This is a genomic window from Lachnoclostridium phocaeense (assembly GCF_959599685.1).
GTDB classification, from domain to species: domain Bacteria; phylum Bacillota; class Clostridia; order Lachnospirales; family Lachnospiraceae; genus Claveliimonas; species Claveliimonas monacensis.
On sequence record NZ_CAUGIN010000033.1, the window covers coordinates 1 to 24,369 of the forward strand.

Below are 24,369 nucleotides of genomic sequence, written 5' to 3' on the forward strand. Positions count from 1 at the left end.
ATCGTGGATATATTTTGGATAAAGAAATGGGCGATATAGAAGTTCTGTATCGTGATCAGCGTGATTATCAGAGTAAATATCGCAGTGTCGTAGAATACTTTGATGCAATAAAAATTGCCTTGACAGCAACTCCTGCATTGCAGACAACAGAGATTTTTGGGCAACCAGTGTTCAAATACACTTATCGGGAAGCTGTTATAGAAGGGTATCTTGTAGATCATGATGCACCGCATCATTTAGAAACAAAACTCAGTACAGGTGGTATTCATTATAAATCTGGTGATACTGTGACTATTTATGATCCCGTTACCGGTGAAGTGACAAACAGTGAGCTACTAGATGATGAACTTGACTTTGATGTTGAAAATTTTAATAAACAGGTTATCACTGAGAATTTTAACAGGACTGTATTGGCAGAGATTGCAAGAGATATTGATCCGGAAAATCCGGAAGAACAAGGCAAGACTCTTATTTATGCGGTTGATGATCAGCACGCAGATATGATTGTTTCTATTCTAAAAGAAATTTATTCAGAAACGGGCGTGGACAATGACGCTATTATGAAGATTACTGGTAGCGTTGGCGGTGGTAATCCTAAGAAAGTGGCAGAAGCAATCAAACGTTTTAAAAATGAGCGATTTCCGAGCATTGCTGTTACAGTCGATTTGCTTACAACAGGTATTGATGTTCCGGAAATTACAACATTAGTATTTATGCGCCGAGTAAAATCTCGTATCCTTTTTGAACAGATGATGGGACGAGCTACCAGATTGTGTCCGAGGATCCATAAAACGCATTTTGAGATTTATGATCCGGTTGGTGTTTATGATTCTTTGGAAACGGTAAATACTATGAAACCTGTTGTGATCAATCCGACAACTACATTTACACAGCTTTTAGATGGATTGGAAGAAGTGGAAGATAAAGAAGTAATATCGGCTCAAATTAACCAGATTATTGCAAAACTCCAGCGTAAAAAGCGTCGTATGGATAGCAAAACAATGGAGCAGTTTATTAGTATGACCAATGGCATGGATCCAACACAGTTTATTGTTGATATTGAAAAACGGAATCCAGAAGATGCCAAAAAACGTTTGCTTGCATTTAGAAATATGTTTGAGTATATTCAGGAAACAAAAGCGAATGGCGATAGAACTGTTGTAATCTCCAGTGAAGAAGATGAATTGACCAGTCATACAAGGGGATATGGGAATTCTGAAAAACCAGAAGATTATCTGGATGCTTTCTCTGGCTATGTAAAGACACACATGAATGAGATTGCTGCGTTGAGTATCATTTGCACCAGACCGAAAGATCTGACGAGAGATGCTCTAAAAGCATTGAGATTAACGCTTGATAGAGAAGGTTTTACAACACAGCAGTTGAATACGGCAATATCAGAGCTTACGAATGAAGAAATAGCTGCTGATATTATCAGTCTTATTAGAAGATATGCTATTGGATCTTCACTGATTAGCCATGAAGCAAGAATCCGCAGAGCGGTAGATAAATTGAAAAAAGCTCATAATTTCTCAAAACAGGAGATGAGCTGGATTGGACGTATGGAAAAATATTTGATGGAAGAATCCGTATTGAATGTCCAAGTATTTGATGAGGATAGTCGTTTCAAGACTTACGGTGGATTTGCGAAAATTAACAAAGTATTCCAGAATAAACTGGAAAATATCGTGATTGAATTAAACGAGTATCTTTATGACGATGGAGGTAGAGTTGCATGACAACACAAGAAATTGTTTCAAAGCTTTGGAATCTCTGCAATGTGCTCAGAGATGATGGGATTACATATCATCAGTATGTAACCGAATTAACTTATATTTTATTTCTGAAAATGGCGAAGGAAACCGGTGCGGAATCGCAGATTCCGGAAATGTACCGTTGGGATAATCTTACATCGAAAAGCGGTATTGAATTGAAAAAATTCTATAAAGAATTATTGACCCATCTGGGTGAAGAATGTACAGGTCGTGTGCGTGAAATCTATCAGGGTGCAGCGACTAACATTGATGAACCTAAAAACCTTGAAAAAATCATTACAACCATTGATGGTCTGGATTGGTTTTCAGCAAGAGAAGAAGGTCTGGGAAATCTTTACGAAGGTCTTCTGGAAAAGAACGCTAACGAGAAGAGATCCGGAGCTGGTCAGTATTTCACTCCTCGTGTACTGATTGATGTAATGACTAAACTGGTAAAGCCTCAGCCAGGGGAACGCTGTAATGACCCTGCCTGCGGTACATTTGGTTTTATGATTTCTGCCAGTCAGTATGTACGTTCGCAGACCGATGATTTCTTTGATCTGGACGCTGATACTGCAAAATTTGAAAGAGAAGAAGCTTTTACAGGTTGTGAATTGGTACATGATACACACCGTCTTGCGTTGATGAATGCTATGCTTCATGATATTGATGGCAAAATTACTTTAGGCGATACTCTATCCAGCATAGGAATGAACATGAAAGGTTATGATGTTGTATTGACGAATCCGCCATTTGGTACAAAAAAAGGCGGTGAGCGTGCAACACGTGATGACTTTACATTCCCTACCAGCAATAAGCAGTTGAATTTTCTCCAGCATATTTATCGCAGTTTGAAACCGAACGGTAAAGCTCGTGCGGCGGTTGTTTTGCCAGATAATGTCCTCTTTGCGGATGGCGATGGAGAACGTATCCGTCTTGACTTGATGGATAAATGTAATCTGCATACAATCCTGCGCCTTCCTACCGGCATTTTCTATGCTCAGGGTGTAAAAACTAATGTATTATTCTTTACACGAGGGAAAACAGATAAGCACAATACAAAAGAAGTCTGGATTTATGACCTGAGAAACGATATGCCATCCCTTGGCAAGACAAATCCGTTGAAAACAGAACATTTTGATGATTTTGTGAAATGCTATGCGGATGGTGATTTAAGCAAACGTAAGGAAACATATAGCGAAGAAAACCCTAATGGCAGATGGCGTAAATTTACTATCGAAGATATTTTGGCTCGTGACAAGACAAGTTTAGATATTACATGGATGAAGACAGATGCTGGAACCGACGATTATACTCTTGCTGAATTGCTTGATATGATAAAAGAAAAATCCAGTAATATTGCAAAAGCAGTCGCAGAACTGGAGCAGTTAATAGGAGAGGTGGAAGAATAATGGATACCAAGGCATTGAGACAAAAGATTCTTGACCTTGCTATCCGTGGCAAGCTTGTGCGACAGGATCCCAACGATGAACCGGCATCGGTTCTTCTGGAGAGAATCCGTGAGCAGAAGCAGCAGATGGTTAAGGAAGGAAAACTAAAAAAGAAAGATCTTAAGAATGATTCAGTTATCTTCGTTGGTGAGGACAATTTGCATTATGAGAAGTTTGCTAATGGAACAGTGAAATGTATTGAAGATGAGATACCTTTTGAAGTGCCAGAGGGGTGGGCATGGGCAAGATTAAAACATATTTGTATGATGGCTGCTGGAAAGTCAAAACCGACGGAACAAATAAAATCAGAACCATTTGAAGATTGTTATCCTTGTTTTGGTGGAAATGGTATCAGAGGTTATGTAGATGAATATAATCAAGATGGTACATTTAGTATTATTGGTCGTCAAGGAGCTTTATGTGGAAATATTAACATTGCCTCTGGAAAGTTTTATGCTACAGAACATGCTGTAGTTACAACTTTATTTTCTGGAATTGATTTTAATTGGAGCAATTATGTCTTAGAAGCATTGAAACTTAATGAATATGCAACTGGAGCAGCTCAACCAGGACTATCTGTTGCAAATGTACTTAATGTATTTGTTCCAGTTCCGCCAACACGAGAACAAGAAGGTATTGGAATTAAAATTGTTGAATCTATTAAATTTATAGAGACAATCGCAGCTGAAAAGGAGGAACTGCAAAGATTAATTTCCACTACAAAATCAAAAATTCTCGATCTTGCTATTCGTGGCAAGCTTGTACCGCAAGATCCGAATGATGAGCCTGCTTCTGTTCTATTGGAGCGTATCCGTGCAGAGAAAGAAGAACTCATCAAACAGGGCAAAATCAAGCGAGACAAGAAAGAATCCTTTATCTTCAAAGGTGAGGATAACTTTTATTATGAGAAGATTGGTAGTGAAGTACGTTGTATTGACGAAGAAATCCCATTCGAGCTGCCGGACGGATGGCGTTGGGCAAGACTAAAAACAATTTGTAGTAAAATAATTGATGGATCTCACAATCCTCCGAAAGGGGCGGGCGAGAAAACAACATACATTATGGCTTCCTCAAGAAATATAAGTTTTGACACTGTAACTGATCTGGAGAATGTTAGGTATTTGAATGATAAAGATTTCGAGAAAGAAAACGCCCGATCTCAATTGGCAATCAATGATATTTTATTGACTACCGTAGCTACATTGGGTAGAAGCTGCATTTATGATGGTTTCCCTGAAAATTTATGTTTCCAACGTAGTGTGACTGTCATAACCACGGATATTTTGCCACAATATTTGAAACTATTTTTTGATGCTCCATATTTTCAGGATTTTATAGTAAGCAATGCAACAGGAACTGCTCAAAAAGGATTTTATTTAAATCAATTAGAAGGCGCATTAGTTTGTGTGCCTCCTGCAAAGGAACAAAAGAGGTTGTCTACAAAGATACAGCAAATTTTATCAAACATTCAAAATATAGAAAAAAGCCTCAACTGAGGCTTTTTTCTATTGAAGATAATATTCCATTGATTTTTTCAACGCTGAGAACTACCTGTCTTTGATATTGTTCTGGTGGAATAGGTAGAATGAGATTGAGAATGTCTTCTCTAGATATTCCAGGAATAAGACCTTTAGCAGCATCTTTTATTTTGTGTATATAAAACTCCATGCAAAACAACAAATACTTAGTGTTCAAATCATATATATTTCTAATTGCCATAATCTGTCGAGCAATATGTGCTGCTCCAAAATCATTAAAAGCCATTTCGCCTATAGTACCTTTACATGTAAGTAACAAATCACCAATTTCTGTTAATACTTGTGGAGACTTTGTCCACCTTACTAATTCAACTTTCCCCTCTAAAAAATTACTTGCTCCAGTGATATAAGGAATACCTAAGCCATCAGTATTATACTCAGATGGAGACAGATCTCGTCCGGAAATAAGTTCACATATCTCTTTTAATCTAACAAATTCCCAATCTTCTGATAAATCAAAAGGAATTTCGGTATTAACATTTTCTATCTTATCGCCAATCTTCTCATAATAAAAGGAGATAGAACATCAAACCTCTATAATTTATTCGGCGAATTATCGCAAATAAAATTATGGAGGTGTCTTTTTATGAAGACAAGAATTACGTTTGAGGAATATCTAAAAAAGGATAACCTCGCTGAAAACAGTATCGAATCTTACCTGTGGACAGTTAATTATTTTACTGCAAACTATGAACAGGTATCGTCAGAAAATTTACTTGCGTACAAAGGCTTTCTAATGGAGCATTTCAAACCTAAAACAGTTAATTTAAGAATACAAGCTATGAATAAATATCTTGATTATCTGGGAAAGCCCAAACTCAGGCTCAAAGCCGTGAAAATACAGCAGAAAAGCTTTTTGGAAAATGTAATCAGTAATGCTGACTACAAATTTTTAAAGCGTCAACTGAAAAAAGACGGAAACATGGAATGGTATTTTGTTGTGTGGTATCTTGCGGCAACCGGTGCCCGTGTAAGTGAACTAATTCGCATCAAAATTGAACATGTTGAACTTGGCTATTTTGATTTGTATACCAAAGGTGGTAAGTTGCGCCGATTGTTTATTCCTAAGAAATTAAGAGAAGAAACTATGGCATGGTTGGAAGAGACAAGACGTTCTTCTGGTTATTTATTTTTGAATCGCTACGGTGAGCGTATTACCACTCGTGGTATTTCACAGCAGCTGAAGAATTATGCAGACAAATACGGTCTGGATAAAAAGGTAGTTTATCCACATTCTTTCCGCCACCGCTATGCAAAGAATTTTCTTGAAAAATATAACGATATCGCCTTGCTCGCTGACCTAATGGGACATGAAAGCATCGAAACAACTCGCATATATCTGCGCCGTACAGCCAGTGAACAGCAAGCTCTTGTCGATAAAATCGTTACATGGTAAGTACACTAAGTATACGGCCGCCCCGCTTATTCAAGGGCGGCTGTTGATTGTTATGATAAATTTTCGGCAATTGAATTAAGTTGTATAAATGTTTGTTCTATAGCAACAACAATTCGTTTCTGCTCTTCGATTGGAGGAATAGGGATTAATGCTTTTTTCCCATCTGCGGTTCCTAAACGAGGCATCTTTACACCATACGAACACTTATTTGCATATCTCAAGAATGTCGGAGACATCAAATAATATCGTGCATATTGTGGCAGCACATTTCGTTCAAATTTCAATGGTAGAATTTCGGAAGTGCAAAATCCATCTTCGTCTGCCAAGACTACTTTGTTCAGATAGGGACGCAGCTTGCTATATAAAACCTGTCCTTTATAGAAAAGATGTTTTGTACTTGATGTATTGCGTTCAGCTTTACGCACTTTTTTTTTAACAACGCCAGTATCTTTTTCGATATCTTCAAGATCCAATATCCATGCAAACTCATCGACATCTACAGTATTGACATTAGTACAGTTACCATAATTACACATTTCTCCTAAACAACATATAGTCCAATTGTCAGGAATTTCCTCAAAATCCCAGCCTTCCAAAGATTCAACCAAATCTCCGGTTTTTAGATAATAAGAGTTATCCGCACCTTTGAAGATAAAGGACTCTTTCTTGTCTCGCTTGATTTTGCCTTGTTTAATGAGTTCTTCTTTCTCGGTTCTGATACGCTCCAGAAGAGCAGAAGCAGGCTCATCATTTGGATTCTGTTCCACAAGTTGACCACGAATTGCAAGATCAAGTATTTTGGCTTTTGTCTTGGAAACAATAGTTTTAAGAGCCAATTGATCTTCGGAAATTATAGCCACCTGACTAAATAATAAAGTAACCTTTTCAATAATCCGATGTTTTTCACTAATCGGAGGAATTGGAATAAGAAAATTAGCCAAACTCGACAGGCTCAAATTAGCCCGTGCAACATTCACCTGATTTTTTAACATTAAATCAATACAATATGCACTATTAAGACACTTTACGATGAAATCTACTAAGTTTAGATCAACTAATCGGATGATGGCAACCGCTTGGTTAGTATTTGCTAATTTGTCTAAAGAGTATTCGCATGTTCTACCTATGGATGCACCCACGATATTTGTAAGTACGTCATGTTTTTTCAATACTGATCGGGGCTGAATTTCATTTATTCGATTGCTGAGATACTTTGGGGACTCTAATAACAGAGTTTCAATACCTATGTTTTCACTGGTCACAAATAGGGTGCCAGTGGTAGTATAATCTACACCTTGCCATTTAGGAGATGCGCCTTTAGTAATTATTTCACAAATCGACGCCAATCGTGCCCATGCCCACCCCTCTGGCACTTCAAAAGGTATCTCATCTTCAATACATTTCACTGTTCCATTAGCAAACTTCTCATAATGCAAAATATGTGTACAGTTGGAAACGGGTCAAGACAGATACCGTTCCCAAAGGGGCGAAAGATGATTTGTCGCTGAGAGAAAAGGAAAAGCTGATGCATAGAGATTTGGAAGATGATATCATTCCTTGTGGTGGTGAAATGACAGTGCTGGATTTGGTGAAGAAATATGTGTCGCAGAAAACAGGAGTGAAGCATAATACAGAAGCCAATTATAACTTTGTCATTAACATTATCAAGAAAGAGGACTTTGGAAAAAAGCGGATTGATAAGGTGAAATTATCTGACGCAAAAGGCTGGCTGATTAAATTACAGAGTGACGGCAGAGGGTACAGCATCATACATTCTGTGCGTGGCGTTGTAAGACCAGCGTTCCAGATGGCGGTTGATGATGATTTGATAAGGAAAAATACCTTTGAGCTCCAGCTTGCCATGGTAGTTGCCAATGACAGTGTGACAAGAGAAGCCCTTACCAGAAAGCAGGAACGGGCATTTCTGAAATTCGTAAAAGATGATAAACACTTTTCCAGATACTATGAAGGTATCTATATCCTTTTTAAGACAGGACTTCGGATTTCTGAATTTGTAGGGCTGACGATTGCGGATATTGACTTGAAAAACGGCGTTATCGACGTCAATCATCAGTTACAGAGAAAACGGAATATGGAGTATGTCATAGAGGAGACGAAAACCGAGTGCGGCACAAGGCTTGTACCCATGACAGACAGGTGAAAAAGTGTTTCCGCAAAATCATTGAGAACCGCAAAAAGCCAAAGACAGAACCCATGATAGACGGGAAAGTGGGCTTTTTGTATCTGGACAAAAATGATATGCCAATGGTTCCTTGCACTGGGAAAAATATTACTAGCATATCTGTGAGAAATATAATAAAATATACAAAACCGAAATGCCAAAGGTGACACCTCATGTCTGCCGTCATACATTTTGCCCCAATATGGCAAAGTCGGGTATGAACCCTAAGACGTTGCAAAAAATAATGGGGTATTTGGATATCGGCGTGATATTGAATACTTATACGCATGTAGGCTTTGAAGACATTCAAAAAGAGATGAAAAAGATATGTAGTTAGGTGAGTTGTAAAATAGGGGGAGTTCTATAACCTATTTTACAACTTTTCAGAGGAAAAACCTGCTGACATATACCAAAATACGCAAGTTTCCCTCGAATGGGAAAATGCGGGAAATCTCGTAAAATCAAGGAAAACCAACATATAAGGAGAAATGCAAACATGATAAAAATATTATTCATCTGCCACGGCAACATCTGCCGTTCCCCCATGGCGGAGTTCGTTTTCCGCGATATGGTACAAAAGCAGGGGCTGGGCGACCGGTTCCACGTCGCTTCGGCGGCCACCAGCCGGGAGGAGATCGGCAACCCGGTCCATCCGGGGACGACCCGGAAGCTGCGGGAGTTTGGCATCAGCACCAAAGGAAAGTATGCTGTGCAGATGACAAAGAAAGACTATGAGAACTACGATTATCTGATCGGTATGGAGAGCTGGAATATCCGGAATATGAATAGGATCATCGGTTCGGACCTGGATCACAAGGTGCACCGGCTTCTGGATTTCTCGGACCGGCCAAGAGATATCGCGGATCCCTGGTATACCGGAAATTTTGATTTGACTTACAATGATATAAAGGAGGGCTGCGAGGCGCTCCTGTGGCATATCCTGGAGAAGGACGGGGAGAGATTCTGACGGAGATCTCTTTCCGTCCTTCTTCTTCGGAAGATCTGTAAATCAAAAAGCGGGAAAATCCGGAAAAGAGCGCTTTTCTCTTCCGAACAGAGGAGAAATATGCTATAATATATCGGCTTTATAGATATGTGACGGGATTTATCGGGAAAATGATCCAAAAGATTTTAACAAAGAGAAAAGGAGAGAAGACGTGCTTACGATTAATCAGTATGTGAAGGCATCCAGCCTGGAGGAGGCATACGAACTGAACCAGAAGAGGAGCAATGTGGTTCTGGGAGGCATGCTCTGGCTGAAGATGCAGAAGAGAAACGTAGGGACAGCCATTGATCTGTCCGGCCTGGGGCTGGACACTATTGAGGAGACGGAGAGCGAGTTCCGCATCGGCGCTATGGTGACGCTTCGCCAGATGGAGATCCATAAGGGGCTGAACGACCTGACACAGGGGGCGGCCAGGGAGAGCGTGCGCCACATTGTAGGTGTTCAGTTCCGGAACATGGCTACTGTGGGAGGCAGTGTGTTCGGCAGGTATGGATTTTCCGATGTGCTGACCTTTCTGATGGCAGCAGGAGCGGAAGTGGAACTCTACAAGAGAGGAAGACTGTCTGTGGAAGAGTTTGCATATCTTCCCTATGACAATGATATCCTGACCTACGTGATCGTGCCCAAGAGACCTGTGCGGGCAGCCTATCTCTCCCAGAGAAATACAAAGACGGACTTCCCGGTTCTGGCCTGCTGTGTGACTGAGATTGAAGGGGAGATCCGCTGCGTTGTCGGGGCCAGGCCCATGAAGGCAGTCTGTCTCAGAGATGAGAAGGGGCTGCTGGCAGAGGGGATCACAGAGGAGAGCGCGGAGAAATTCGGCGCGTACGTGTCAGAGACTGTGGAGACAAGCAGCAACCTGAGAGGAAGCGCTCAGTACCGGAAGATCATTGCGGGTGTGCTGGCGAAGAGAGCCCTTCTGCAGATCGCAGGAGAAGAAGAGAAAAAAGAAAAAGAGCAGGAGGGGAGAAACTGATGCAGATACAGATCCTTTTAAATGAAAAGAAAGTAACCGCCCAGATTGCCCCGGACATGCTTCTCATTGACTTTTTGCGGGAGCAGGGATGTTACAGTGTAAAGCGGGGCTGTGATACGTCCAACTGCGGCCTGTGTACGGTGTTTGTAGACGATAAGCCGGTCCTGTCCTGCAGCCTTCTGGCAGCCAGGGCGGACGGACACAGAGTGACCACACTGGAAGGACTCCAGGAGGAGGCGGAAGGTTTTGGCGCCTTTATTGCGGATGAGGGAGCAGAGCAGTGCGGATTCTGTAATCCGGGACTGATGATGAACGGAATTGCCATGTTCCGGGAAAATCCAGATCCCACTGACGAGGAGATCAAAGAATACCTGGCAGGAAACCTGTGCCGCTGTTCCGGATATGAAGGGCAGCTGCGGGGGATCCGGGCCTACATTAACTATAAGAAAAGCCAGGCGGAAGGAGGGAAGATCTGATGCCGGACCAGATACCAGGAAGTAATTATCGATATGTGAACCGATCTGTGAGGAAGAAAGATGCCATGGCCCTTGTCACCGGAAAGCCGGTGTACATGGATGATATCACGCCTTCTGACTGTCTGGTGGTGAAGGTGCTCCACAGCCCTCACGCCCATGCGCTCGTGCAGGAGATCAATACGGACATTGCCATGAAGGTGCCCGGTATTGAGGCCATCTATACCTACAAAGATGTGCCGGACAGGCGTTTTACGATGGCTGGACAGACGTATCCTGAGGCCAGCCCGTACGACAGGCTGATCCTGGACCAGAGACTGCGGTTTGTGGGAGATGCCGTGGCCATTGTGGCGGGAGAAAATGAAAAGGCTGTGGACAAGGCTTTAAAGCTTATCAAAGTGAAATACGAAGTGCTGGAACCGGTACTGGATATGCATACGGCAAAAGATAATAAGATCCTTGTGCATCCGGAGGAGAACTGGCAGGCACTCTGCCCGGTGGGGGCTGACAATCAGCGGAATCTTTGCGCCTCAGCAAAGGACAGCAAGGGAGATGTGGATGCTGTCATGGAGGACTGCGACATTGTGCTGGAGCACACCTACCATACAAAGCCGGACAGCCAGGCCATGATGGAGACTTTCCGGACTTACACCTGCATGGATCTCTACGGGCGTCTGCACATTATCAGTTCCACCCAGATCGTCTTCCACGTCCGCAGGATCGTGGCCAATGCGCTGGATATCCCCAAGTCAAAAGTGCGGGTGACCAAGCCCCGCATCGGCGGCGGATTTGGGGCAAAGCAGTCCTGCGTGACAGAAGTTTTCCCGGCCTTTGTCACATGGAAGACGGGGAAGGCTGCCAAGCTGATCTACACAAGGCAGGAGAGCCAGATCGCAGGATCACCCCGTCATGAGATGGAGGTCCGGGTGAAGGTGGGAGCCATGAACGATGGAACCATCCGTGCGCTGGACGTGTACACCTTATCCAACACCGGGGCTTACGGAGAACACGGCCCCACAACCGTGGGTCTGAGCGGGCACAAGTCCATTCCTCTCTACAATGGAAATATGGAGGCCTACCGTTTCAATTATGACGTAGTGTATACTAATGTGCAGGCAGCCGGAGCCTACAGGGGCTACGGCGCCACACAGGGTATCTTTGCAGTGGAGAGTATTGTCAGCGAGCTGGCAGACAAGCTGCATATGGATCCGGTGGAGATCCGGGAGAAAAATATGGTCCGCCAGGGCCAGACAGCCATGGCTTATTACAATGAAAAGATGACAGCCTGCGCACTGGACCGCTGTATGGCAAGGGCCAAAGAGATGTTCCACTGGGATGAGAAGCCGCTGGCCAGAGATATGGGAAATGGAAAGATCCGTGCCAAGGGAGTGGCTATGGCCATGCAGGGCTCCGGCATTTCCGGTGTGGATGTAGGATCAGCCACACTGAAGTTAAATGACGAAGGATTTTATATCCTGTCTATCGGAGCGGCGGACATGGGAACCGGATGTGATACCACGCTGGCTCAGGTGGCGGCAGAGTGCCTGGAGTGTGACCTGGACAATATTATTGTCTACGGCGCGGACACAGATTCCTCTCCCTATGACTCCGGGTCTTACGCCTCCAGTACCATGTACGTGACGGGAAAAGCTGTGGAGAAGGCGGCTGTAGAACTGAAAGGCCACATCTGTGCCATTGCAGCCGGCATGATGGAGTGCGAGGAAGCAGAAGTAGAGTTTGCCGCTGACCGGGTGCGCCGGGCTGACGGGACGAAGGAAGTGTTTCTTAAGGATATTGCCACAAAATCCATGTGCGGAAACCGGGAGCCGGTACAGGTGACAGTGACCCACTCTTCTCCTACATCGCCTCCGCCCCTTATGGTGGGCATGGCAGAGCTGGAAGTGGACAAAGAGACAGGAGCTGTGGAGCTTTTGGACTATGTGGCCGTGGTGGACTGCGGTACGCCCATGAATCCGAATCTTACAAGGATCCAGACAGAGGGCGGCCTGGCCCAGGGCATTGGCATGGCTCTCTATGAGGATATCACTTACAGTAAAAAAGGAAGAATACTGGAAAATTCCTTCATGCAGTACAAGATCCCCAGCCGTCTGGACGTGGGAAAACTGCGGGTGGAATTTGAGAGCAGCTATGAAGAAACCGGCCCCTTTGGAGCTAAGTCCATTGGAGAGGTGGTCATCAACACCCCCTCTCCGGCTATTGCCCACGCCATCTTCAACGCCACCGGCGTATGGCACAGGGAGCTTCCCATCACGCCGGAGAAGATCCTTATGGGAATGATGGAAAAGAAGGCCTAGCGTCTTATAGAAGGATAACAGAGAACAGAAAAACAGCCCCTGGCGCCTGAAAGCCCGGAGCTGTTTTTCCGTTTTAAAGGATTCTATTGTATGAAAAAAAGGTTTATTTGCTTTCCGAATGTTCCTGGCAGTTCAGCCGGAAAGCGTGCGTACCTGGGACGCCTGATCGTTAAAAAAATATCTATCTGTTTATGTCTGTATCATAACACGGGGGGATACAATAGTAAATATAAATAAGATACAAAGATTTAAGAAAAAAAGAGGGAAAATTGTGAAAATTATAACAAAACAGAAAAGGAGAAAAGAGGGGAAAGATGGAAAGAAGCAGTCAGGGAATGGCGGTTGACTTGTGACAGGCCAGAAGGTAAAATAATACAGTATATGAAGGCGGGCACAGGACTGTGTCTGTTTGTATAAGTACATATATAATATATTTTTTTAAAGGAAAAAAGCAATGAAGTTACGAAGAATGGCAGCAGTCTGGGCGGCAAAAGCAGCTCAGGCGGCAAGCGTACACATTTTCCACAGGCAGGGCGTTACCTGGGCCGGCAAGATTGCCCTTCGCATCTGCCCGGATATACTGAGAGAGCTGGCTTCCCAGGTGCGGGGAGACATTTTTATCGTCTGCGGGACCAACGGGAAGACAACGACCAACAATATGCTTTGTGCTGCTCTGGAGGCAGAGGGAAAGAAGGTAGTCTGCAACCATACAGGCTCCAACATGCTGAATGGTGTGGCGGCGGCTTTTGTGCTGGCGGCCGGATGGTCCGGCAGGCTGGATGCGGACTGTGCCTGTATTGAGATCGATGAGGCGTCCACAAGAAGAGTTTTTCCTTATTTCAAGCCAGACTACATGGTCCTGACCAACCTGTTCCGGGATCAGCTGGACCGGTATGGTGAGATCGATATCACGATGAATATTCTAAAAGAAGTGATGCAGAGTGCCCCGGATATGAAAGTGGTGGTAAACGGGGATGACGCCCTCAGCGCTTTCCTGGCCATGGATGCGGGGAATCCATACATTACGTACGGGATAAATGAGAAAGTGACGGATGACAGCAGTGCCCACGAGATCCGGGAGGGCCGTTTCTGTAAGAAATGCGGCGCGCCCCTCCACTATGATTTTTACCATTACAGCCAGTTGGGAGTCTACCAGTGTACAAGCTGTGATTTCAGGCGGCCGGACATCCAGTACAATGCCTCAGATATTGAGGTGGGAGACCGCCTCGCCTTCACTGTGGAGGGACGCAGGATCACGGCCAACTACCGGGGCTTTTACAATGTGTACAATATTCTGGCGGCTTACACGGCAGCCCGTGCGGCAGGGGTGGAACTGCCCCACTTTAATGACATGCTGGCAGCATTTAACCCGGAGAACGGACGGATGGAGCGGTTCCGGGTTAAGGAGACTGAGATCACTCTGAACCTGGCAAAGAACCCGGCAGGATTTAATCAAAATATCTCGGCAGTCATGCAGGACGATACACTGAAAGATATCATTATTGTCATCAATGATAACGCCCAGGACGGTATTGATGTGTCCTGGCTGTGGGATGTGGATTTTGACAGATTTAAAGAGGCCAATGTAAACTCTATTACAGTCAGCGGCATCCGTTGCCAGGATATGCGGCTCCGGCTCAAGTATGTGGACATTCCCTCCCAGCTGGAGGCGGATGTGGAGAAAGCGATCTGCGAGCGGGTGGAGAACGGTTGCGGCAATCTGTATGTCCTGGTGAACTATACCGCTCTTTTTGGCACAAGGAATGTGCTGAAAAAACTTGAGGAACAGAAATAAGGAGGGATGCGGAGTATGGAGAGCAGTGAGAGAAAAGAGACAAGAAAGATCACCATCGGCCACCTCTATCCGGATCTTCTCAATTTGTATGGAGACCGGGGAAATATTGCCTGCCTGATGCAACGCTGCATCTGGAGGGGGATCGAGGCCGAGACGGTTGAGTTTGAGCTGAACGACCAGATTGATTTCTCAAAACTGGACATTGTGCTTTTGGGCGGCGGCTCTGACAGGGAGCAGATGATCGTCTGCCAGAAGCTGAAAGACATCCAGGAGGATTTTAAGAACTATGTAGAGGACAACGGAGTGGTCATTGCCGTGTGCGGCGGTTACCAGCTTCTCGGAAAATATTACCGGACAGAGGAGGGCCTGATTGAAGGCCTGGATCTGGTGGATCTGTACACAGAACAGGGAGAGGGACGCCTCATCGGAAATATCGTCCTTCAGAGCGAGCTTTTTGAGACACCGGTAGTGGGATTTGAAAATCACGGCGGCAGGACTTTTATAGGGCAGAACAGGCCTTTTGGGAAAGTGCTCCACGGATACGGAAATGAAGAGAACAGCGGCTGCGAGGGAGTGGTGTACAAAAATGTCATCGGCACGTACCTCCACGGTCCGCTGCTTCCGAAAAATCCTCAGGTCTGCGACTGGCTCATTGCCAGGGCTCTGGAGCGGAAATACGGCTCTGGTGAGCTGGAGGAGCTGGATGACAGCCAGGAGCTGGAGGCCAACAGGTATATTTACGAGCGTTTTGTGAAATAAATACAGGCGTCAGGAACTTTCCTCTAGGGCCGTTCCTGCGCCTGTTTTTCATCTCTGAGCTTTAGAAGTTCAAGATAGTCGAGGGCATGTTCTTTTGAGGTGACGGAGAGCTGAGAGTAGAGACGGAAAAATTTCTCGTCTATGATGCGCTCATGCTGTGTCCGAGAAAGCGGAGTCAGTGTTTCGTCCCCGTCGATGAGATAGTCTACAGAGACGCCGAAGATCTCGGCCATGTCTGCCAGCTTCTCGTGAGAAGGCTGACGGTGCTTCGTTTCATAGCCTGTGATCGTACTGCGGGAAAGGTTCATGCGCTGGCCAAGTTGGAGCTGCGTCATATTGTGTTCCGCGCGAAGTGTTTTCAGTCTCTGTGGAAATGACATGCCTCTTCCTCCTTTGTATTGATACCATATTTTACCAGCTTAAAGCCGCGGACGGGGAAATAGTGTCGATACTCAACAAAATGTTGCGGTAAATGATGCGAAGCGGCGCAAAATGACGCGGGAGGATATGTCGTTGACACTGCCGCTAAAACCACCTATAATTTAAAAAAGGAAAAAGTCTCCGGGGAGGAGACATATGAGAGGACGATATTTATGCTGATTGCAAAAAATAATGAAGCTGAAAGAAGTAAACTTTGGAGGATCGTGATCACGGTCAGCTCCGTTGTGATCGTGGCCATTGCCGTATTTTTCCTTGTCCGCATGTTCACTTCCAATCCGCTGGAAGGTGCCTGGATGAGTGAGGGCAGTGAGCTTACACTGGATATAAAAGACAATGAAAGAGTGACAGTCACGCTGCCGGATGTGGTGGAACAGCAGGCCGTTGAAGTGGAGCTGCAGTACAGCCTGGACAGGGATGGAAAGATTGTTACTTTCAAGGAAATCCCAGGCGCGCTGGCTGATCAGGCGGATAAATCCGGAGGCCAGTACACGGAAGAGAACCTGCGCAGTGCTCTGACGAACCTCACCACAACTTTCTCCTACAGTGTGGACCAGGGACAGCTGACCCTCACAGAGAGAGAGTACGGGGAGCAGATGATATTTGACAGGCAGTAGGTGCTGAGGATACAGACAAAACAGGGTTCCTCTTTAAAGGTCCAAAGCTGAGACGAAGACCAGGGAGAGGGACTCTTTTTGTTCCATTGGACCTTATAGGAAAGTTATATGTATACAGAAGGAGAAGGGATATGACCAGAAATGAGACAAAACAGATCAGAATAGGCGATGTGTGGATCGGCGGTGGACATCCCATTGCCATCCAGTCTATGACCAACACAAAGACCGAGGATGTGGAAGCTACCGTAGCGCAGATCCTTCGTCTGGAGAAGGCAGGGTGTGAGATCATTCGCTGCGCAGTGCCTACGGAAGAAGCGGCTCTGGCGCTGAGAGAGATTAAGAAGAGGATTCACATTCCACTTGTAGCGGATATCCATTTTGATTACCGGCTGGCTATTGCGGCCATTGAGAACGGGGCGGACAAGATACGCATCAATCCGGGGAATATCGGCTCTAAGGATCGGGTCCGCATGGTGGTGGAGAAGGCGAAAGAGAAGAATATCCCTATCCGTGTAGGTGTCAACAGCGGGTCTCTGGAAAAAGATCTGGTGGAAAAATACGGAGGTGTCACGGCAGAAGGGATCGTGGAGAGCGCACTGGACAAGGTACATATGATTGAGGAGATGGGGTATGACAATCTGGTGGTCAGCATCAAATCGTCTGATGTATTGATGTGCGTGAAGGCCCATGAACTGATCGCCAGAGAGTGCCCTTACCCTCTCCATGTGGGAATCACTGAGTCGGGCACGCTCATGTCCGGAAATATCAAATCATCCATTGGCCTTGCCCTTATTCTGAACCAGGGGATAGGAGATACCATCCGCGTATCTCTGACGGGAGATCCGGTGGAGGAGATCAAGAGTGCCAAGCTGATCCTGCGGACGCTGGGGCTGCGAAAAGGCGGTATCGAGGTAGTCTCCTGTCCCACCTGCGGGCGGACCAAGATCGATCTCATTGGCCTGGCAAATAAGGTGGAGCAGATGGTGGCGGACATTCCCCTTGACATCAAGGTGGCCGTCATGGGCTGCGTGGTTAACGGTCCCGGGGAGGCGAAGGAGGCTGACATCGGAATTGCCGGCGGCATCGGCGAGGGCCTGCTTATCAAAAAGGGAGAGATCGTCAAGAAAGTAAAGGAAGAGGAACTTCTGGACACACTGAGATGGGAGCTTGAACACTGGAATGAGTAAATTGTTTTTTGAAGTGTTTCCAACTTTAAAGGTAAGTGAAGAGATGAAGATGCTCCTTGCGGAGGTGGAGGTCACAAAAGTGGCCTCCAACTCCGCAAGAGATTTTATACGTGTGCATATTTTCAGCCGGCATCTGATCAAGAAACGGCGGATCTATGAGCTGGAGAAGATGATCAAGGAGCAGCTTTTCGGCAGGGCTCCCATCCGCATCGAGGTCAGGGAGGACTATCAGCTGTCTGCCCAGTATACGCCGGAAAATCTGATGCGGGAGTACTACGACAGTATTCTCCTGGAAGCAGAACAGAAAAGTGTGGTTGAGCGGAATATGCTCCAGACTTCCAGTTATTCTTTTGAGGACGGCAATATCATGTGCCTGACCCTTCAGGATACGGTGATCGCCCAGGGAAAGAAGGACTCCGTGGTGCAGCTTCTTACTTCTGTGTTCAACGACCGATTCCATGTGCCTTTGGAAGTGCGTGTGGTCTATGAGAAGCCCAAGGAGAGCAGCCTGAAGTACAATGACCTGAAGCTGCAGCAGGAAGTAGACGCCATTGTAGAGAAAAACCAGGTTCTGCGCAAGGAAAGGCTTCTGCGGGAAAAAGCCGCGGAGGAGGAGAAAGAGGGCACAGCCTCTGAAGGGAAGAAAGAGGACAAATCTGCTCCCGCTAAAAAGCCGGAAGAAGGACAGGCGGGGAAAAGTGGCTCCAAAGGCGGCTTCAAGGGTGGATTTTCAAAGGGAAACGGCGGTTTTCGGAAGAGAGAGTTTTCTTCTTACCGGAAATCGGACGATCCCAATGTCATTTACGGGCGTGATTTTGATGATGCGGCCATTGAGCTGAAAGAAGTGGTCAGCGAGATGGGAGAGATCACCATCCGGGGCAAGGTCATCAGCTTTGATACCAGGGAGATCCGGAATGAAAAGACCATCATCATGTATGCGGTGACGGATTTTACGGACACCATTATGGTGAAAATGTTTGTCCGCAACGAGCAGCTTCCGGATATGCTCCAGGATATTAAGATGGGTGCGTTCCTGAAGATCAAGGGCGTCACGACGATCGACAAGTTCGACGGGGAGCTGACCATCGGTTCTGTCACAGGCATCCGGAAGATCCCGGACTTTACCGTGACCAGAAAGGATACGGCTCCGGAGAAGCGGGTGGAACTGCACTGCCATACGAAGATGAGCGATATGGATGGCGTCTCCGAGGTGAAGGACATTGTGAAGCGCGCCCACGACTGGGGGCACAAAGCCATCGCCATCACGGATCACGGCGTGGTGCAGGCGTTTACAGACGCCAACCATTACATAGAGACACTGGACAAGGACGATCCCTTTAAGGTTATTTACGGGGTGGAGGCCTACCTGGTGGATGACCTGTCGGATGTGGCCATCAACGAAAAAGGGCAGGATCTGATGGGTACATTCATTGTCTTTGACCTGGAGACCACAGGTTTCAGCCCCATCAAGGACAAGATCATCGAGATCGGGGCCGTGAAGGTGGAGAAGGGAAAGATCACAGATAAGTTCAGCACTTTTGTGAACCCGCAGATCCCGATTCCGTTTAAGATCACCCAGCTCACCAGCATTACCGACGCCATGGTCATGGACGCCCCTCCCATCGAGGAAGTGCTGCCGCAGTTTCTGGAGTTTATCGGGGACGGTGTGCTGGTGGCTCACAACGCATCCTTTGATGTCAGCTTTATTGAGCAGAACTGCCGCTACCAGGATATCCAGCCGGATTTTACTTCCGTGGACACGGTAGCCATGGCCAGAGTTCTCCTGCCCACCCTGTCCAGGTTTAAGCTGAACATTGTGGCAAAGGCTCTGAATATTTCCCTGGAAAATCACCACCGGGCAGTGGATGATGCGGGAGCCACGGCGGAGATCTTTGAGAAATTTGTGGAGATGCTGGCAGAGCGGGACATCCATACACTGAAGGAACTGAACCGGTTCGGGGTGAAGAACAATGCGGACTCTGTAAGGAAGATGCCCTCTTACCACGCCATTATCCTGGCCAGGAACGATATTGGAAGGACAAACCTTTACACACTGATCTCTAAGTCCCACCTGGATTACTTTGCAAGGCATCCCCGGATACCCAAGAGTGAATTTTCCAAATACAGGGAAGGCCTGATCCTGGGGAGCGCCTGCGAGGCGGGCGAGCTTTACCAGGCCATCCTGGATGACAAGTCCGAGGAGAGGATTGCCCGTATTGTGGATTACTATGACTATCTGGAGATCCAGCCCCTGGGAAACAATGCCTTTATGATCGACAGTGACAGAGTATCCAATGTCCATTCGGAGGAAGATTTAAAAGAGATCAACCGAAAGATCATCCGGCTGGGGGAGAAGTTCAACAAGCCTGTAGTGGCCACCTGTGACGTCCATTTCCTGGATCCGGAGGATGAAGTCTACCGCCGGATCATCATGGCGGGAAAAGGCTTTGGGGATGCGGACAACCAGGCGCCCCTTTACCTGCGGACGACAGAGGAGATGCTGGCAGAATTTGACTACCTGGGTTCAGCTAAGGCAAAAGAAGTGGTCATCGATAATCCCAACATGATCGCGGACTGGGTGGAGAAGATCTCGCCAGTGCGGCCGGATAAATGCCCTCCTGTGATTCCCAACTCGGATCAGATGCTGAGGGATATCTGTTACAACAAGGCCCATGAGATGTACGGCGAGGATCTGCCGGAAGTGGTGGTGGAGCGTCTTGAGAGGGAGCTGAACTCCATTATCTCCAACGGGTTTGCCGTTATGTACATCATTGCCCAGAAGCTGGTATGGAAGTCGGTGGAGGACGGCTATCTGGTAGGATCCCGTGGATCGGTAGGGTCCTCTTTTGTGGCTACCATGGCCGGGATCACGGAGGTCAATCCATTAAGTCCCCACTACTACTGTCCCAAGTGTCATTACAGCGATTTTACCTCAGATGAAGTGCGAAAATACGCCGGAGGCTGCGGCATGGATATGCCGGACAAGAATTGTCCGGTGTGCGGAGAAAAACTTGTAAAAGACGGGTTTGATATCCCCTTTGAGACATTCCTTGGGTTTAAGGGAAACAAGGAGCCGGATATTGACCTGAACTTTTCCGGAGACTACCAGAGCAATGCGCACAAGTATACAGAGGTTATCTTCGGTGACGGTCAGACATACCGGGCCGGCACCATTGGTACTCTGGCGGATAAGACGGCCTTTGGATTTGTGAAAAATTATTTTGAGGAGCGGGGACAGAGAAAGCGTACCTGCGAGATTGACAGGATCGTACAGGGATGTACCGGTATCCGCAGGAGCACCGGCCAGCACCCTGGTGGAATCATCGTTCTGCCGCTGGGAGAGGATATCAACTCTTTTACTCCGGTACAGCACCCGGCTAATGATATGCATACGGATATCGTGACCACCCACTTTGACTACCATTCTATTGACCACAACCTGCTGAAGCTAGATATCCTGGGACACGATGATCCTACCATGATCAAGACGTTGGAGGAGTATATCAGCTCCCCGGCCATGGATAACGAATACAACGAGACGGACAACCGGTTTGACGCAACAAAGATCCCTCTGGATGATCCCGGTGTTATGAGCCTTTTCCAGGGAACGGAAGTTCTGGGCATCAAGCCTTCCGACATCGGAGGATGTCCGGTGGGATGTCTGGGTATTCCGGAATTTGGTACAGATTTCGTTATCCAGATGGTGGTGGATACAAAGCCAAAGACGCTCTCTGACCTGATCCGTATCTCTGGTCTGTCCCATGGGACGGACGTGTGGCTGAACAACGCCCAGGAGCTGATCTTAAGCGGAAAGGCCACTATTTCCACGGCCATCTGTACCCGTGACGATATTATGACCTATCTTATCAACAAGGGGATGGACAGCGAGGAGTCCTTTACCATCATGGAGAGGGTGCGTAAAGGAGCTGTGGCCAAGGGAAAATGTAAAGAGTGGCCGGACTTTAAGAAAGATATGACAGAGCATGGTGTGCCGGACTGGTACATCTGGTCCTGTGAGAAGATTAAATACATGTTCCCCAAGGCCCACGCGGCAGCTTACGTTATGATGGCCTACCGCATCGCCTACTGCAAGATCAACTATCCGCTGGCCTACTATGCGGCTTACTTCGGTATCCGTGCGGACGCCTTCTCCTACGAGCTTATGTGTCAGGGGAAGGAACAGCTCAATTTCTACATTAAGGACTATGAAAGACGCAAGGACTCCCTCAGCAAGAAGGAGCAGGATACACTGAAAGACATGAGGATCGTCCAGGAAATGTACGCCCGGGGCTTCGAGTTTGTGCCCATTGATATCTACAAGGCAAAGGCGTCCAGGTTCCAGATCGTGGACGGTAAGCTGATGCCGCCCCTTTCCAGTATCGACGGAATGGGAGACAAGGCTGCCGAGGCTGTGGAGGCCGCTTCCGAGCAGGGACCCTACCTGAGCAGGGATGATTTCCGCCAGAGGACCAAAGTCAGCAAGACAGTTATTGATCTGATGAACGATCTGGGACTTTTCGGAGATCTGCCGGAGAGCAACCAGCTCTCACTGTTTGACGCCTGGTAGAGAAAAGAAGAAATATCATAAGTGAAAATAGCAGGAGGACAGAGAAGGATCTGCCCTCCTGTTCTCTATGGAAAGACTTTTTGACTTGTGCTTATATTTATATCTGATCAGCCAGCTTCTGTACCGTTTCCAGATCTGTCTCCAGTTCCCGTGCAATCTTTTCCAGAGAGCTGCCTTTTGCCAGTTTCTTGCGGATCAGCTCCAGAAACATGTCTGCTTTGCCATCGGAATAGCCGTCCTTTTTGCCGTCAGAATAACCGTCGTCATAGCCCTCTTGGTGCATAGCCTTTTCATATTTCTCCTGGTCAAACGTCTCCAGAACCATCTGGATCACCTCCGATTTCTGCTCTGTCAGAATATCCTTCAGAACCCCGTCCCGGATGCAGGTGTCCACTGCCTGTCTGCCTCGGGATATTCATCAGTATTTATGAAGTTTGATTTCAAATGTTACACCTCCATTATAGACATAAAAACAGAAAGCTGCAACCTTTTAAGAGCTCATATAAAAGGGAACAAAAGGCGGAAACCGCCGGTTGAATAAAAGAATGTCATTTGACAATGACATGAGGGAAAAGATTTTCCCGTTGAGTGGCTTTTATTATAACTGACATAAAGCAATCTGGCAATATGGCAGAATAGACAAAATTATGGAAAGTATATTGTAAATCAGAAAATATGGACAGGAGATTGAGCTGAAAGTGCTCACGGACGACCAGGCCGTATTTGTGCAGGGAGAAAGCACAGAAATCCTGTAGGCTTAAAGGTTAAAGAGGCGTTTTGAACGGCAAGAGTATGCAGATTAGTTATACTATAATACTCCATTGGCATTGTACTTTTTTGAAACTGTGTACTAAAATGTAAACAGGGAAAACAAAAGTGGTTTCCTGTAATGCATAGGTTTAAAAGGAGGAAGAGTCATGGAAATGATCACATTGAACGATGGTAATAAAATCCCGGCAGTGGGATTTGGCGTATTTCTTGTGCCCAATGACGGGCCTGCATACGAGGCCGTATCCCAGGCGCTGAAGGCAGGTTACCGCCATATCGATACAGCAGCAGCTTATTTTAACGAATCTGACGTAGGAAAAGCGGTGAAAGACAGCGGGATCCCGCGGGAGGAGATCTTTATCACAAGCAAGCTCTGGCTCCAGGACTACGGTTACGAGGCGGCCAGAAAAGGACTGGAGACATCCCTGGAAAAGCTTGGTCTGAACTATGTGGATCTGTATCTGCTGCACCAGCCATACGGCGATGTGGCCGGCGCGTGGAAAGCGCTGGAGGAGGCAAAGAAGGAAGGCAGGATAAAATCCATCGGCGTCAGCAATATGACTCCAACGATCTGGAAGGAATTTGTTCCTCAGTTTGACACCATGCCGGCTGTGAACCAGGTGGAGTGCAATCCTTTCTTCCAGCAGAGAGAACTCAGGGCGCTTCTGGACGAGGCGGATGTGAAGATCGAGGCGTACCAGCCGTTAGGGCACGGTGATGAGGCTCTTCTTAGTCATCCGGTTATTGTAAAACTGGCAGAAAAATATGGAAAGAACCCAGGGCAGATCATTCTCAGATCTGAAATACAGGAGGGACTGATCGTCCTGCCGAAATCTACCAACCCGGAGCGGATTGCGGGCAATATAGACATTTTTGATTTTGAGCTGGAGGACAGCGAGATGGAAGAGATCCGTGCCCTGGATACGGGAAAGGGACACCACGATCCGGAGGCGCCGGGTGTGGCGGAAATGCTGCTTGCCAACTACAAGATCCACGACTAGGTTTCTGCGGTATAGAATCGTATATCTGCAGCTTCGACGTGCTGTGCGGAAGACACTTCTGCCCGGCACGTCTTTTTTGCCCCGTAACACCTTGTCTGTCCGCGGGCGTTGGTATATACTTTATTGTATACGTCCGGCCGGAACCG

18 protein-coding genes and 1 pseudogene are annotated in these 24,369 nt (G+C 46.5%); 15 read left to right on the top strand and 4 right to left on the bottom strand.

Annotation, left to right across the window (positions count from 1 at the left end):
• The 3 genes from hsdR to Q5911_RS12575 form a co-directional block, all read left to right on the top strand.
• Positions 1-1,739, top strand: a 1,739-nt coding sequence (gene hsdR / locus Q5911_RS12565; RefSeq protein WP_303183246.1) for a type I restriction-modification system endonuclease, incomplete at its 5' end; no start/stop codon positions are given.
• The gene (locus Q5911_RS12570) at positions 1,736-3,166 is read left to right on the top strand and encodes a class I SAM-dependent DNA methyltransferase (protein ID WP_303183248.1); all 1,431 of its coding nucleotides are present in this window, start codon (positions 1,736-1,738) and stop codon (positions 3,164-3,166) included. The genes hsdR and Q5911_RS12570, both read left to right, overlap by 4 nt.
• The gene (locus Q5911_RS12575; RefSeq protein WP_303183250.1) at positions 3,166-4,701 is read left to right on the top strand and encodes a restriction endonuclease subunit S; all 1,536 of its coding nucleotides are present in this window, start codon (positions 3,166-3,168) and stop codon (positions 4,699-4,701) included. The genes Q5911_RS12570 and Q5911_RS12575 overlap by 1 nt, the downstream gene beginning before the upstream one ends.
• On the opposite strand, the gene Q5911_RS12580 is transcribed toward Q5911_RS12575, so the two are convergent.
• Positions 4,694-5,263, bottom strand: coding sequence for a restriction endonuclease subunit S (locus Q5911_RS12580; RefSeq protein ID WP_331592617.1), 570 nt, complete (start codon positions 5,261-5,263; stop codon positions 4,694-4,696). The genes Q5911_RS12575 and Q5911_RS12580 overlap by 8 nt on opposite strands.
• A 66-nt stretch (positions 5,264-5,329) precedes the next feature.
• Between Q5911_RS12580 and Q5911_RS12585 the strand changes: the two genes are divergently transcribed.
• Positions 5,330-6,139 carry a tyrosine-type recombinase/integrase gene (locus Q5911_RS12585; protein WP_303183252.1) on the top strand — a complete coding sequence of 270 codons (810 nt, stop codon included), beginning with the start codon at positions 5,330-5,332 and terminating at the stop codon, positions 6,137-6,139.
• 50 nt (positions 6,140-6,189) lie between these two features.
• Here the strand turns inward: Q5911_RS12585 and Q5911_RS12590 are convergent, their stop codons facing one another.
• Positions 6,190-7,545 carry a restriction endonuclease subunit S gene (locus Q5911_RS12590; RefSeq protein ID WP_303183255.1) on the bottom strand — a complete coding sequence of 452 codons (1,356 nt, stop codon included), beginning with the start codon at positions 7,543-7,545 and terminating at the stop codon, positions 6,190-6,192.
• Positions 7,546-7,580: 35 nt separating this feature from the next.
• Here Q5911_RS12590 and Q5911_RS14970 point away from each other — a divergent pair.
• From Q5911_RS14970 to Q5911_RS12625, 7 genes and pseudogenes are all read left to right on the top strand, one after another.
• Positions 7,581-8,658, top strand: a pseudogene (locus tag Q5911_RS14970) (tyrosine-type recombinase/integrase); the annotation flags it as partial.
• A 159-nt stretch (positions 8,659-8,817) separates the two neighbouring features.
• On the top strand, positions 8,818-9,288 hold the full coding sequence (locus tag Q5911_RS12600) for a low molecular weight protein-tyrosine-phosphatase (RefSeq protein WP_303183258.1): 471 nt from the start codon (positions 8,818-8,820) through the stop codon (positions 9,286-9,288).
• Positions 9,289-9,478: 190 nt separating this feature from the next.
• The gene (locus Q5911_RS12605) at positions 9,479-10,303 is read left to right on the top strand and encodes an FAD binding domain-containing protein (protein ID WP_303183261.1); all 825 of its coding nucleotides are present in this window, start codon (positions 9,479-9,481) and stop codon (positions 10,301-10,303) included.
• A complete protein-coding gene (locus tag Q5911_RS12610) occupies positions 10,303-10,779 on the top strand; it encodes a (2Fe-2S)-binding protein (protein ID WP_303183264.1) in 477 nt (158 codons plus the stop codon). Before Q5911_RS12605 ends, Q5911_RS12610 begins: the two co-directional genes overlap by 1 nt.
• Positions 10,779-13,091, top strand: coding sequence for a xanthine dehydrogenase family protein molybdopterin-binding subunit (locus Q5911_RS12615; protein WP_303183266.1), 2,313 nt, complete (start codon positions 10,779-10,781; stop codon positions 13,089-13,091). Before Q5911_RS12610 ends, Q5911_RS12615 begins: the two co-directional genes overlap by 1 nt.
• Before the next feature lie 454 nt (positions 13,092-13,545).
• On the top strand, positions 13,546-14,886 hold the full coding sequence (locus Q5911_RS12620) for a MurT ligase domain-containing protein (RefSeq protein WP_076778578.1): 1,341 nt from the start codon (positions 13,546-13,548) through the stop codon (positions 14,884-14,886).
• 15 nt (positions 14,887-14,901) lie between these two features.
• Entirely contained in the window at positions 14,902-15,645 is a 744-nt protein-coding gene (locus tag Q5911_RS12625) for a type 1 glutamine amidotransferase (protein WP_076778576.1), read from the top strand.
• Between the two features lie 23 nt (positions 15,646-15,668).
• Here Q5911_RS12625 and Q5911_RS12630 read toward each other — a convergent pair whose 3' ends face one another.
• Positions 15,669-16,025 (bottom strand): helix-turn-helix domain-containing protein, encoded by a 357-nt coding sequence (locus Q5911_RS12630; protein WP_076778574.1) that lies wholly within the window; start codon positions 16,023-16,025, stop codon positions 15,669-15,671.
• Between the two features lie 213 nt (positions 16,026-16,238).
• On the opposite strand from Q5911_RS12630, the gene Q5911_RS12635 reads away from it, so the two are divergent.
• The 3 genes from Q5911_RS12635 to Q5911_RS12645 all read left to right on the top strand — a co-directional run bounded on the left by Q5911_RS12635 (position 16,239) and on the right by Q5911_RS12645 (position 22,454).
• Positions 16,239-16,700, top strand: a complete 462-nt coding sequence (locus Q5911_RS12635) for a hypothetical protein (RefSeq protein ID WP_076778572.1) — start codon at positions 16,239-16,241, stop codon at positions 16,698-16,700.
• A gap of 131 nt (positions 16,701-16,831) precedes the next feature.
• The gene (gene ispG / locus Q5911_RS12640; RefSeq protein WP_076778569.1) at positions 16,832-17,887 is read left to right on the top strand and encodes a flavodoxin-dependent (E)-4-hydroxy-3-methylbut-2-enyl-diphosphate synthase; all 1,056 of its coding nucleotides are present in this window, start codon (positions 16,832-16,834) and stop codon (positions 17,885-17,887) included.
• On the top strand, positions 17,880-22,454 hold the full coding sequence (locus Q5911_RS12645; protein ID WP_303183273.1) for a PolC-type DNA polymerase III: 4,575 nt from the start codon (positions 17,880-17,882) through the stop codon (positions 22,452-22,454). The genes ispG and Q5911_RS12645 overlap by 8 nt, the downstream gene beginning before the upstream one ends.
• 97 nt (positions 22,455-22,551) lie before the next feature.
• Here the strand turns inward: Q5911_RS12645 and Q5911_RS12650 are convergent, their stop codons facing one another.
• The gene (locus Q5911_RS12650; RefSeq protein ID WP_076778565.1) at positions 22,552-22,848 is read right to left on the bottom strand and encodes a hypothetical protein; all 297 of its coding nucleotides are present in this window, start codon (positions 22,846-22,848) and stop codon (positions 22,552-22,554) included.
• 523 nt (positions 22,849-23,371) lie between these two features.
• Between Q5911_RS12650 and Q5911_RS12655 the strand changes: the two genes are divergently transcribed.
• Complete coding sequence (locus Q5911_RS12655) at positions 23,372-24,223, top strand: aldo/keto reductase (RefSeq protein WP_303183278.1); 852 nt, start codon at positions 23,372-23,374, stop codon at positions 24,221-24,223.
• Positions 24,224-24,369: the final 146 nt, after the last annotated feature.